Genomic DNA, 12,540 nt, shown 5'->3' on the forward strand with positions numbered 1-12,540 from the left:
GATCATATGGATTGGTATTTATATAAAATCAGACACTTAGTTGAGAATGCATTTTGTAGGTTAAAGCAGTTCAGAGGAATAGCAACACGATATGATAAGCTAAAGTGTAGCTATGAGGGGGCAGTTGCATTAGCTTGTATATTTATTTGGCTACCTTTATCGGGTAAATTCTATACTTGAAATGTCAACAGACCCTAAATAAGTCCTGAGCGAGTTAAAGCAGCATAAGTATTGAAAAAAGTTACAGTTAATCAACAAATTTTGATCTATTTTCTAGCATAAACTTTAAGAAATGACTGTTAAATTAGTTGGCAGCTATACAACAACAAGGGATATTACTCGATGAATAAATTAATGATTGCTTTAGGTTTAGTGGCAACTGTTGCCTTGGTCGGCTGTAACAAAGATAAAGCACCTGAAACCGGGGCAACGACAGGTGAGCATTTAGAAAATGCAGCAGATCAAGCCGGTCATGATATGCAAGATGCAAGCCGTGAAGCTGCGGTAGACACTGAAAGAGCCTTGGATAATGCAGCGGAAAATACAGCTCAAGCAGCTGACGAAGCTGCTGCTGCAACGTCTCGAGCAGCAGATGCTACTGCTGAAGCAGCACGAAAAGCCACTGCGGCCACTGCAGCTGCGGTTGAAGAAGGTGCTGGCAATGTTCGAGAAAAAGCTGAAAACTGATTTTAGCTCTCAGTTTAATGCTTAAAAAGCCTGCGATTCAATTTGCAGGCTTTTTTATGTACTTCATTTGAAAATCTAGAAACTCAAAAATGCTCGATACTGATCTATAGGCATAAAACCATACGATTAAATCTGCAATTTATTTAAGCTGCTTAAGTATAGAGAATTACAAAATAATGAAATGTTCCATTAGATTTATTTTTATAATTCACTCCCATCAATCAGATAAAGTGATAAAACTTATCAACTATAAGAATGACTTAATACTCACTCATTGGCCAAAATGGGCTGCATTTAAGCTGAAATTCAGTAGAATACCAGCCTTTATTTTTAAAATTTAATCTCCCATGTCAGTCATTGCTGCTGCTTCCCAACGGTCGAATATTTCGGTCTGGGTGGCTTTTATTTTACTTGTGATCGGTACAATCGGTGCCTATCAGATCGTTGGCTTAAATCAGGCCTTGTTATTTTTAATCGGTGGTGCGCTAGGCATGACCCTGTACCATGCCTCATTTGGTTTTACCTCGAGTTGGCGCGTCTTTATCAAGGAACGTCGCGGTCGTGGTCTGCGTGCACAAATGATTATGCTCGCTCTAGCAGTATTGTTATTCTTCCCGGCTTTAGGTGCGGGTGAACTGTTTGGCAACCCGGTCACAGGTAACGTCAATCCTGTTTCCATGTCAGTCATGATTGGTGCCTTTATTTTCGGCATCGGCATGCAACTCGGTGGCGGTTGTGCATCGGGTACGCTGTATACCGTTGGTGGTGGTAGTGCACGTATGCTGGTAACACTCTTGTTCTTCTGTATCGGCTCTGTGATTGCAACCTCACACTTAGACTGGTGGTTTGCCCTGCCTCATCTGGAACCTATTTCTCTGGTACAGAGTTTAGGGGTGATGCCTGGATTACTGCTGAGCTTTGTTATTTTTGCACTGATTGCTGCGGCGACTGTTTATTTCGAAAAGAAACGTCATGGTCGTCTGGAAGTAGAACCAAGCAGTGAGCATCAAGGCTGGAAACGCTTTATTCGTGGTCCATGGCCTCTGATTTGGGGCGGGATTATTCTGACCCTGCTCAACTTTGCGACGTTGGCACTTGCAGGTCGTCCTTGGGGCGTGACTTCTGCCCTGGCAGTTTGGGGTGCAAAAGGCGCCACTTTAGTGGGTGTTGATGTAACTGCATGGGATTATTGGCAGAAAGCTGGCAATGCCAAAGCACTTACAGAGTCGTTGTGGTTTGATATTACCTCGATGATGAACTTTGGCATCATGCTCGGTGCTTTGCTGGCAGCCAGTCTGGCAGGTAAGTTTGCCCCGAATTTCAACATTCCGAAACGCTCGCTCATTGCTGCTGTTGTCGGTGGCATCATGCTCGGCTATGGTGCACGCCTGGCTTATGGCTGTAATATTGGTGCGTATTTCAGTGGCATCGCTTCAGGCAGTTTACATGGCTGGTTATGGCTGGTGTTTGCCTTTATCGGTAATGGTATTGGGGTCAAACTTCGTCCAATTTTCTTCCCGGAAGAAAAACCACAAGCTGAAAAAATTACAGGTTGTTAATTATTTAAACTAAAAAGCCCATCTTAATGATGGGCTTTTTTATCTTTAAGATTTAAAGCGCGGCTTTTAAATTACAACCATAACCCATGGTCTGCTGAACCTGACGATAAGTGGTATAGCGATCCAGAATAAAAGTATAGAAGTGATCGGCATTCGAAAAATTGTCTTTTAGATTTTCATTGGCAGCATTCGGCAATTGGATGTCATCGACCAGTTCCAGATTATAATGCCCCAAACGATACATATCGGCAAAATAAGCATTCATCATATCGCAATAGGCAATTTTACTTGGTTTTAATGCCGTACTGCTGACCAAATGACGGTTTAAAGTTTGCAGATTGTTCACATCTAAAGGAAACTGGTGTGAGAAAGCAATACTTTCTAGTTTTTTAAATTTCTGAAAATCCTGAGCCAATTGGCTATTGAGTGCATCAAAACGTTGCTGCAATTCCTGCGCTGTCTGAACCTGATATTTGACTGGATCGACGACCGGTTTTTGTGGCTCTTTCGAGCATGCGGTTAATCCAATGAGCAGCGCCAATGACGTTAGCCATACCTTCATATCTATGCACTCAATCTAAATATAAACGCTTATTATGCCTGAAAGATGCCAGATGTACTGTTTAAAGTGTTTTCTCATTCATATAACGCCAGTAGCGTTTCGGTACATATTGAATATGCAGTTTCATATTGTTACGTGTCTGAATATTCACACTATTAAAATAATCTTTCCAGAGCTGATCATACAGCCATTCATCATCATCCAGTTCGATACTGAATGACTGACTGTGCCCAATCTGGATTTGTGAATCAATTGCTTCAGCATTCATCTCGACCTGATGTACCTGCTCTAAATCATAATAAATCCCGTAATTGCGCAGCTCATCATAAATCAGCCAGGATTGATCCTGATAGCGCTCCTGAAAATGTCGGGAAATAATCGGTAGAACATTAAAGTCTGGCTTAACCAGACTCAGGAATAGTCCATCCTTGGCCTTTTTAAAGCGTACAAAAGCCTCCATACGGTGCTTTTCCCGTCCGACTTGCTTGGCCCATTGCGACATACCGATAACCGCATGATGACCATAATCTTTATCGACAGGTCGCTGGTTTTGAAATACATAAACCGCGAAATCAAATAGAATCTGAAACGCTGCTTCTTGTTCCGACAGAAAAGTATAGTAAAAGGCACGCAAGCTGCTGGAGGAGACTTTTTGCTTGAGCCCCTGCCAGACCCGCTGTCCATGCTCATCATTAGAGCTAACATGAATAAATTCATCAAACAGGCCATTTTGTGCTTGTGGATTGGCAGTGATGCGGGCATTCAGTTCCTTAAACTCAAAAGCCCGAAATACACAACTGAGCAAGCCGGTCATGCTGCCATCAAAACAGTAACAGGCCATCAGAATGCCAGTCCAAGCTGTGGTGAAAGCTGCTGCTGATATTTAGATTGGCCAGACTGTAAAATTTGCTGACGGATCTGATGCGATTGCTGATCTTTCTTAAATTTTGGCGTATCAGCACAGCGGATAAAATGCTGTGCGCGGTTATATGCCACACCCATGCGTTTTAGCTGATCGATATGAATCTGACCAAAACGGCGTGCCTGTACAATTTTTTTGGCCGAACGTACCCCAATACCCGGTACACGCAAAATTATTTTATAGTCGGCACGGTTAATATCAACTGGAAAAGCTTCAGGATGTCGCAAGGCCCAGCTGAGTTTGGGATCAATATCCAGATCCAGATTCGGATGCTGGTCATCGACAATTTCATCGGCAGAAAATTCATAAAAACGCATTAACCAGTCGGATTGATATAGACGGTTTTCTCTTAACAAAGGCGGCGCTGAACCAACAGCCGGTAAGGCTTTTTCTTCAGGGTTAATCGGAATATAGCCGGAAAAATACACCCGTTTCAGCTTAAACTCCTTGTAATGCCGATCGGCCATTAAAATAATGTCTTGGTCAGTTTCGCTATGTGCGCCTACCACCATCTGTGTGGTTTGTCCGGCAGGTACAAATTTTGGCACCGTTTTAATCAATTTGCGTTCATCTTTGAGCTGGATCAGTCGATCCCGCACAATCCCCAAATCTTTTTGTACTTCGGCATGGGTTTTTTCAGGCGCAAATTTCTGTAATCCGGCTTCAGTCGGCATTTCAAGATTAATACTCATCCGGTCTACGTATAGTCCGGCTTCGGTAATGATTTCCTGAGATGCACCCGGAATGGTTTTCAAATGAATATAGCCATTAAAGTTTTCTTCTAGTCGCAGTTTTTTCACCACCTGTAGCATCCGCTCCATGGTGTGATCCGCCGATTTGAAAATACCCGAGCTTAAAAACAGACCTTCAATATAATTACGGCGGTAAAAGTTCATGGTCAAATCCACCACTTCCTGCACGGTAAATGCTGCTCGCTTGACGTCATTGGAACGGCGCGAAACACAATAAGAGCAATCAAAAATACAGACATTGGAAAATAGAATTTTCAGCAAGGAAACGCAGCGGCCATCTTCGGTATAGCTATGACAAATACCATTGCCGGTATTTCCTACCCCTTTGTCTTTATTTTTACGATTGCTTCCACTGGATGAACAGGACACATCATACTTGGCAGCATCGGCTAAAATTTGCAGTTTTTCACGGATACGATCAGACATGAGCTCAGAAAGATTTGACCAAAATGCTATTATAAAGTCTTCAATTGCAGCGCTATAGTTAATCTGCCTGGCTAGCGACATAGCGTGTCGTGAGAAATGTAAATGACAGCTAAGCAAAGTTTAAGTATTTCAAAATAAAATAACCAATATGATTTGCTTAATTTTGAACTCAAGGGCAAAGTAAAAACATAACAAGGAGCAAATCTATGTCTTTATTAGAAAATCTCGGAATTAAACATCCTATTTTCTTGGCGCCGATGGCAGGTGTCTCTACAGCTGAACTTGCAGCTGAAGTGTCCAATCAAGGCGGCTTGGGTTCACTCGGTTTGGGAGCCAGCAGTATCGAGGCAGCACGACAACAGATTTTAAAAACTCAAGAATTGACAGACTGCCCTTTTCAGGTGAATTTTTTCTGTCATGACAGTGTGCCCCTAGATGAAGCTGTCGCGCAGGCATGGATCGCACAGTTTAAAAATAAATTTATTGAATATGGGGCGCAGCCACCCGAGCATTTAAACTGTATTTATCCGAGCTTTAAAGACAATGATGACTTCCTGAATCTGGTGCTGGAAACCAAACCACGGGCGGTCAGTTTTCATTTTGGCATTCCGCATCCGCATCAGATTCAAGCCTTAAAACAGGCAGGAATTTTAACCATGGTTTCTGCGACCAATTTTGCCGAAGCCAAAGCCATCGAAGCTGCCGGAATTGATATTATTATTGCCCAAGGCATTGAAGCCGGCGGTCATCGTGGAATTTTCAGTACCAAATTCGATGCTTCGGTCAAAACCTCTAATCTGGTGAAACTGATCAAACAGCATTGTTCCCTGCCGATTGTAGCGGCAGGCGGGATTATGGACGGCCAACAGGCAAGACAAATGCTGGATTTCGGTGCCGATGCCGTGCAACTTGGCACTGCATTTGTACAGTGCAAATCGTCCAATGCCAACGAGGCTTATCGTAAAGCCCTGCTTTCCAAGCCACTCACTCAAGTCAGTGCCAGTATTTCCGGTCGCCCTGCTCGCGGAATCATCAACCACTGGCATATGGATGTCGACACACCCGATCGTCTGGATGTGCCGGCTTATCCTTATACCTATGATCTGGCCAAGCAATTACATGCTGCTGCAGCCAAACAAGACGATCAGGGTTATGGCGCGTTCTGGGCAGGCTCAAATGTGGCACAAATTCGTGAAATGGAAGCGTCTGATCTGATCAATCAGCTGGTGCTGGAAATGAAACATCTCTAAAATTTATCAGCATAAAAAACCTCTCTAATTAGAGAGGTTTTTTATTCAGTCGGACTTAGCGGGTAAGTCGATGCCAGGCATCTTTGACTGCAAACTTGGCTTCTTCCCAATTTAAGCGAGATTCACCTTTCACCTGTTCCCACTTGGTCCGTAGTTCAGGTTCCGCATGATCAAAATCTGTATCACGATCATACATGGCACGGTTTTCATAACCTACGCGATAAGCGCCGCGATAGTCACGATCATAGTCTAGATCGCTGTAGGTATTCCACGTTTCATTAAAATACGGGCGATTATGATACTCATCGCGCCAGTAATTATCTTCGGCAATCAACTGGTCGGGATGCTGATAATTATCTGCCTCACTTCGAACTTCTGGATGCTGGTAGTTATCTGCCTGTTTTTGGCGATCTGATGTTGCAATATCATTACCGGCAATGCCACCAACCACACCACCGATAATGCCGCCCACCACTGCACCTGGAGGACCACCGACCAGACCTGCAACGGCCCCTACAGCAGCACCACCTACTGTACCCGCACCGGTCGCGGCCAGATTATCTTTGCCTTCATTCATATCTGGCACATTCGGATTATCTTTTTCAGGAGTATTTAAATCCGGACGTGCATTGGCATCAGTAGGATCTATATTTAAGCCTTCGCTGCGTTCTTGTGGCAATTCCGTTGACGTTTTATGGCTAAATTCTGTGACTGGACGATTGGTATTTGTCATTACAGATCTCCCTTGGTGATGACTACAAACAAGAAGGATCACCTCCTGTTCATATTAGATGAATCCATCATAGAACAAGTTTAAGTAAGCAATGTCCAAGTCCTGTCCGGTTTAAGTCAACAAAATGTTGTGCTATGTATTTGACAGGCTGAAGTGTAAACAGCGTGCTAAAATTGACGCGCTCAAGATAAAAAAGGTAGTGTTTTCACACAAAATATATTTCTTGATTGCGTCCTACTAGCCTGCCATCATTTGGTCTCTAATAAATTGACCTGTTCGACCTGAACATCACTCATAGTCAAACCATGTTCAAGTAAAGTATTAAAATAATCTTCTACTACACGATATTGATCAGCTGTATTTTCTACCTGATACATGCCCTGACGAAACTCGTTGCTTGAACGCAGACCTTTGGTATACCAGGCAATATGTTTCCGGGAAATTCGGCAACCGGAATACTCGCCATAAAACTCATATAGCTCAGCCAAATGTCCCAATAGAACATCCTTAACTTCTGTAATACTCGGCGCATCCAGATTTTGGCCAGTTTTTAAATAATGGGCAATTTCACGAAAAATCCAGGGACGACCTTGTGCTGCACGTCCGATCATGATGGCATCTGCACCGGTATAATCCAGTACATATTTGGCTTTTTCAGGACTGTCAATATCTCCGTTGGCAATCACGGGAATATTCAACATGTCTTTTACATCTTTAATGAGGGAATAGCGTGCGGTATTTAAATACATATCTTCACGGGTACGGCCATGTAAAGCCAGCGCCGCAATTCCGGCATCTTCCGCACGTTTTGCCACCCGCATGATATTTTCATGACCATTTAAATACCCCAGACGGGTTTTTAAAGTCACCGGCACATCGACCGCAGCCACGACGGTATCCAAGATACGGGCAACTAAATCTTCATCCTGTAGCAAGGCTGAACCGGCTAATCGATTGCAGACCTTTTTGGCTGGACAGCCCATATTAATATCAACAATTTGTGCACCATTGGCCACCTGATAACGCGCAGCCTCAGCCAGATCTTGTGGATCTGAACCGGCAATCTGGGCTGAGATGGGTGCCAGCTCCCCATCAAAATTGGCACGGTAGAGACTTTTTTTGCTCATACGCAAAGTTTTGTCTGAGGTCATCATTTCACTGACCGCATGACCTGCACCAAAATACTTGCACAAGGTTCTAAACGGACGGTCAGTCACACCTGCCATCGGGGCGACAATCAAATTGTTGGACAGTTGATATGGACCAATATACATATAAATTCATCACTTTTTTGATGGGCATAGTATACTGCATCTGCCTTATTCGCTCATCTTTTCAATTAATTTACCACACCATGAATAAAACTTTTGCTGATTGTTTTTCTGTTAAGTCATTGTCTGTACTTGCACTTTCTCTGGGTCTTGCCGGCTGTGGCAATGGCTCATGGTGGTCAAAAGATGATGAACCGACACTTGAAGTTGAACATATTCGTAAAGCAATTCCGAGTCGGGTAAATCAGCGTGAGTCCTGGGCACAAGATATTTACGACATCACCGAACAGTTGGGTATTCCTCAAACCAAGGAAAATGTCTGCACGATTGTGGCCGTGGTCGATCAGGAATCCAATTTTGTGGCAGACCCTACAGTACCAGGTCTGGGAGAAAAAGCGGTTAAAGAAGTTCAGGATCGTCTTGAAGAAAAATTCAAAGATAAACTCGGACAAGCAATCGGTGGAACAGTTGCGGGATATTTCCAGGAAGTACTCAAGAACCATCCAAGCCCAGAAGATAACTATTTAAGCCAGATGCGCCGGGTAAAAACCGAACGCGAACTGGATGAGTTATATCGTGAAATATTTGACTATATGTCGAAGCATTACCATGTCAGCGCACTGACCGGTGCTGCAAAACTGGTCGGCCAGAACATTGGCGAGAAAATGAATCCGATTACCACTTTGGGTTCAATGCAAGTGCATATTAGTTATGTCAAGGAATATAAACGTCAAGGTGGCAACATCGCAGCCTTACGCTCCGATGTATATACGCAATATGGCGGCCTATATTACGGGATTCATCGTCTGATGATGTATCCTGCAGATTATGACAAACCGATCTACCGTTTTGCAGACTATAACTCGGGCATGTATTCCAGCCGGAATGCCGCTTTTCAGAGCATGCTCAATGATTTAACTGAAGCTGAACTCGATCTGGATGGCGATTTATTACTCTATAACAAAGATGGCGCGATCCGTTCGCAGAAGAGTCAATCCGAGCGTGAGCTGATCAGTGTATTTGCGAAAAATAATTTTATTATTACCGAACGTCAAATCCGCGCCGATTTAAAGAAAGAAAAAGAGAAAGATTTTGAAGATACCATGACCTATCGTGGGATCAGCAAGCTCTATCAGGAAAAAACAGGCAAAGATCCGATGTATGCAATTATGCCGGAAGTGGTCATTTCTGGACCAAAACTGAGTCGTGATTACAATACCAACTGGTTTGCCACCCGTGTCGATGGTCGATATCAAACATGCATGCGCAAAATCAAACACCTAAAACTCTAGCCTTATTTGATTTTGATGGCACCCTGTATACAGACGACAGTTTTACCGGGTTCATTTTCTATGCCTTGAAAAAACGGCATATTTTAAGACGCGGCATTCGTCTCCTGCCCTGGATTCAGGCCTATTATCTGAAGCTGTACCCTGCCCATGCGATGCGTCCAAAATTGTATGGCAACATGTTTAAGGACAGCGATGCAGAAGAAATTTTACAACTGGCGCAGGACTATGCCCAGCAGCTGGTCTTTAAGTTTAATCCAAAACTGTTGCAGCAACTTCGGCAACATCAGCAACTGGGTCATGAGATCGCGCTGGTTTCAGCATCACTGGATTTATACTTGAAACCGGTCTGTACCTATTTAAATATCGATTTACTGTGTAGCGAAGTTGAAATCAAAGCTGGAAAAATAACAGGATTTTATCAGACTCCAGATTGTAGTAATGCGCAGAAGAAACTGAGAATTTTAGAAAAATATCGTCTGGAAGATTATGCTGAAATTTATGCCTATGGTAACAGCGAAGAAGATCAGGAAATGCTGAGTTTGGCACATCAACGCTATCTGGAAGGACAAGATCAGCAATTGCCAAAAATTAATCTACCATCCGATTCAATGACATATTAGGGCTTTAAAATTTCCGCTTTATTGATACGCCATAATAATCTTTAACAAGCACTTAAATGACAGATGAGTTGTCGCTCAATGATACTTTTAAGGCAGATCTGATGACTGAATCATCCAGACTTTTTTGTTTAAATATAAGCTTCATCCATAAAAAAACCACCTCAAATAAGGTGGTTTTTAGCTTTAAGAAATATTATTTCTTAAACGGAAATGCATATTTCACAATACGTTTGATTACGCTGCCATACTGTTTTACCAGACTGGCATTGTTGTAGTTCAAACCATATTTTTCACACACCGCCTGAACTTTTGGCGCCATTTGGCGGTAACGACGGGCAGGCACATCAGGATACAGATGATGTTCAATCTGGTGACTTAAATGACCCGTCAAGATATGGAATGCTTCAGAACCGGTCAGGTTAGATGAACCACGAATCTGGCGCATATACCAGTGACCACGGCTCTCATTTTGCAGTACCGATTTCGGGAACACCTCTACATCTTTGGTAAAGTGGCCACAGAAAATAATACTGAACGTCCAGATATTACGCAGACCATTGGCCACCATATTACCCGTCAAAACTGGCAAAGCAGCAGGACCTGCAATCAATGGAAAGAACACATAATCTTTAAACAATTGTTTACCGATTTTGTTCTGCATTGGGCGCCATTCTTCTTTGGTCTGCTCTTTGCTTTTGCGACCTTTGAAATATTTACCCAATTCAAGGTTCTGAATGGCCACGCCCCACTGGAACAGCAAACAGAATGGCACCGCATAAATCGGTTGTAATAAATAACCCGGTTTCCAGCGCTGTTCTGGGAACAGACGCAATAGACCATAACCGATATCATCATCCATACCTTTAATATTGGTATAAGTATGATGTTTAAAGTTATGGGTTTGACGCCAGTTATCCGAAGTACCTACGATATCCCATTCATAGGTCTGACCATTCATTTTAGGATCATTCATCCAGTCATACTGACCATGCATGACATTGTGACCCAGTTCCATGTTTTCCATGATTTTGGCAAAGCCTAATAGACCTGTGCCTAGCAACCATGCTGGTGGGAACCAGCCTGCAAACAATAGCGCACGACCGGCAATTGATGAATAACGGATGGTTGAATAGACACGACGGATATATTTCGCGTCTTTTTCACCTAAATCATCCAGCACTTCTTGCTTGATCGCATCAAGTTCACGTGCAAGTTCATCGAGTTCTACTTGTGATAATTCACGGTTTTTAGGATTTTTAAAATATTGAAATTTTACTGGCATATTCATAGGATAAAACTCGCTTATAGGTCGATGACTAGATCAGTCTGCGCTGAGTTAACACAAATTTTGAGCAGATTACCTGGCTCAGTATTTCGTGCGCCGTTTACCAAATTCTTGGTCGAACCTTCCACTTTATTGCAGGCGCATTTATTACAAATGCCCATACGGCAACCATGTGTCGGTTTGATATTTTGTTGTTCCAGACTCACCAAAATGGACTGGCCTTTTGGAATACTGACAATTTTTTTCGACTGAGTCAGGGTGACATTAATAAAGCCGATATCGGATTGATCCGCCAGACTCATGCTAAAGGCTTCACCCTTAAACTCTTTGGCTGAAGCAAACAGCTGCTCTGCAGTCGATACAAAACCTGACGGGCCGCAGCAATAGACCGTGCTATTTTCCAGATTTTGCAAATCTGTCAGATAAGTTTCATTCAGACGAGCTGCCGCAGCTTGTTCTTGCGTGGCATAAACATGAAATGAGAAATTTGCATGTTTCTGAGCAAGTTCTTCGAAACGTGCTTTAAATGCTGCATCTTGATGTTTTTTAACCCAGTACCACAAGCTCACTGGTGTTGATAACTCACCCTTTTTGCTCAGGCTTTCCAGCATGCTCAGCATTGGGGTAATCCCGCTGCCTGCTGCAAGCAAGATCAGTGGACTCGCCTGCTGAGGCACAGTCATATCGCCATAAGGCTGACCAAATTCGATGACATCACCCACTTGCGCCTGCTCTGCAAACCAGGTGCTGACTTTACCGGCATGGACTTTTTTCACAGTCAATAACACATGCTGGGCATCTACATGGGTCAAACTATAGCTACGTTCATAACGGATGCCCTTCACCACCACATAGACCGGATGGTGTTGCCCCGCTTTACCAAACTTAAATAAACGATTCACTTGAATTTTCAGACTCAGCATATCCTGTGCAGCATTTTCCTTGTGCACAATCTTGCCCAATGGCTGATTCAACGACCATATCGGATTGAGTTTCTGAATCCAGAAATTAATCGCATGCTGATCGACGACACTGTCAGACAGTGCATTCAACGGCATTTTAAGTTTTTGGAGTACATGCATCGTTATCGACATCATCTTGAGGTTTTGAATTATTATACACATGTATATATATTTGTATATACATGTGTATTGTTTCCATTCATTTCACAAGCCTGTCGT

12 protein-coding genes and 1 pseudogene are annotated in these 12,540 nt (G+C 43.1%); 6 read left to right on the forward strand and 7 right to left on the reverse strand.

Translation table 11 applies throughout. From position 1 onward, the window contains the following. The 3 genes and pseudogenes from FTU44_RS07250 to FTU44_RS07260 all read left to right on the forward strand — a co-directional run. Nucleotides 1–180: pseudogene (locus tag FTU44_RS07250) on the forward strand (IS5/IS1182 family transposase); the annotation flags it as partial. A 162-nt stretch (nt 181–342) separates the two neighbouring features. Beyond that, nucleotides 343–687: a hypothetical protein gene (locus FTU44_RS07255; protein WP_005096643.1), complete on the forward strand. Its 345-nt coding sequence runs from the start codon at nt 343–345 to the stop codon at nt 685–687. 347 nt (nt 688–1,034) lie between these two features. After that, nucleotides 1,035–2,246, forward strand: coding sequence for a YeeE/YedE family protein (locus FTU44_RS07260; protein WP_005096641.1), 1,212 nt, complete (start codon nt 1,035–1,037; stop codon nt 2,244–2,246). Nucleotides 2,247–2,298: 52 nt separating this feature from the next. Here FTU44_RS07260 and FTU44_RS07265 read toward each other — a convergent pair whose 3' ends face one another. The 3 genes from FTU44_RS07265 to FTU44_RS07275 all read right to left on the reverse strand — a co-directional run bounded on the left by FTU44_RS07265 (nt 2,299) and on the right by FTU44_RS07275 (nt 4,908). Further along, a complete protein-coding gene (locus FTU44_RS07265) occupies nt 2,299–2,808 on the reverse strand; it encodes a hypothetical protein (RefSeq protein WP_005096639.1) in 510 nt (169 codons plus the stop codon). Nucleotides 2,809–2,869: 61 nt separating this feature from the next. After that, a complete protein-coding gene (locus FTU44_RS07270; protein ID WP_159137862.1) occupies nt 2,870–3,649 on the reverse strand; it encodes a TIGR03915 family putative DNA repair protein in 780 nt (259 codons plus the stop codon). After that, entirely contained in the window at nt 3,649–4,908 is a 1,260-nt protein-coding gene (locus FTU44_RS07275; protein WP_180049966.1) for a putative DNA modification/repair radical SAM protein, read from the reverse strand. The genes FTU44_RS07270 and FTU44_RS07275 overlap by 1 nt, the downstream gene beginning before the upstream one ends. 206 nt (nt 4,909–5,114) lie before the next feature. Here FTU44_RS07275 and FTU44_RS07280 point away from each other — a divergent pair, with 206 nt between their 5' ends. After that, on the forward strand, nt 5,115–6,158 hold the full coding sequence (locus FTU44_RS07280; protein WP_180000366.1) for a nitronate monooxygenase family protein: 1,044 nt from the start codon (nt 5,115–5,117) through the stop codon (nt 6,156–6,158). A gap of 55 nt (nt 6,159–6,213) precedes the next feature. Here FTU44_RS07280 and FTU44_RS07285 read toward each other — a convergent pair whose 3' ends face one another. Beyond that, nucleotides 6,214–6,891, reverse strand: a complete 678-nt coding sequence (locus tag FTU44_RS07285) for a hypothetical protein (protein ID WP_180049968.1) — start codon at nt 6,889–6,891, stop codon at nt 6,214–6,216. 248 nt (nt 6,892–7,139) lie between these two features. Further along, nucleotides 7,140–8,165, reverse strand: coding sequence for a tRNA dihydrouridine synthase DusB (dusB, locus tag FTU44_RS07290; RefSeq protein ID WP_180049969.1), 1,026 nt, complete (start codon nt 8,163–8,165; stop codon nt 7,140–7,142). 80 nt (nt 8,166–8,245) lie between these two features. On the opposite strand from dusB, the gene FTU44_RS07295 reads away from it, so the two are divergent. Together FTU44_RS07295 and FTU44_RS07300 are read left to right on the forward strand one after the other, a co-directional pair. Beyond that, nucleotides 8,246–9,454: a DUF1615 family protein gene (locus tag FTU44_RS07295; protein WP_005096631.1), complete on the forward strand. Its 1,209-nt coding sequence runs from the start codon at nt 8,246–8,248 to the stop codon at nt 9,452–9,454. Next, nucleotides 9,421–10,074 carry an HAD family hydrolase gene (locus FTU44_RS07300; RefSeq protein ID WP_005096629.1) on the forward strand — a complete coding sequence of 218 codons (654 nt, stop codon included), beginning with the start codon at nt 9,421–9,423 and terminating at the stop codon, nt 10,072–10,074. The genes FTU44_RS07295 and FTU44_RS07300 overlap by 34 nt, the downstream gene beginning before the upstream one ends. 193 nt (nt 10,075–10,267) lie before the next feature. On the opposite strand, the gene FTU44_RS07305 is transcribed toward FTU44_RS07300, so the two are convergent. Both FTU44_RS07305 and FTU44_RS07310 read right to left on the reverse strand, forming a co-directional pair. Continuing rightward, the gene (locus FTU44_RS07305; RefSeq protein ID WP_005096627.1) at nt 10,268–11,362 is read right to left on the reverse strand and encodes an acyl-CoA desaturase; all 1,095 of its coding nucleotides are present in this window, start codon (nt 11,360–11,362) and stop codon (nt 10,268–10,270) included. A gap of 14 nt (nt 11,363–11,376) precedes the next feature. Next, nucleotides 11,377–12,441, reverse strand: a complete 1,065-nt coding sequence (locus FTU44_RS07310; protein ID WP_034608544.1) for a flavin reductase family protein — start codon at nt 12,439–12,441, stop codon at nt 11,377–11,379. Nucleotides 12,442–12,540 lie beyond the last annotated feature (99 nt).

The sequence above is a fragment of the Acinetobacter sp. YH12105 genome, from assembly GCF_013419095.1.
Classification (GTDB): Bacteria; Pseudomonadota; Gammaproteobacteria; order Pseudomonadales; family Moraxellaceae; genus Acinetobacter; species Acinetobacter pseudolwoffii.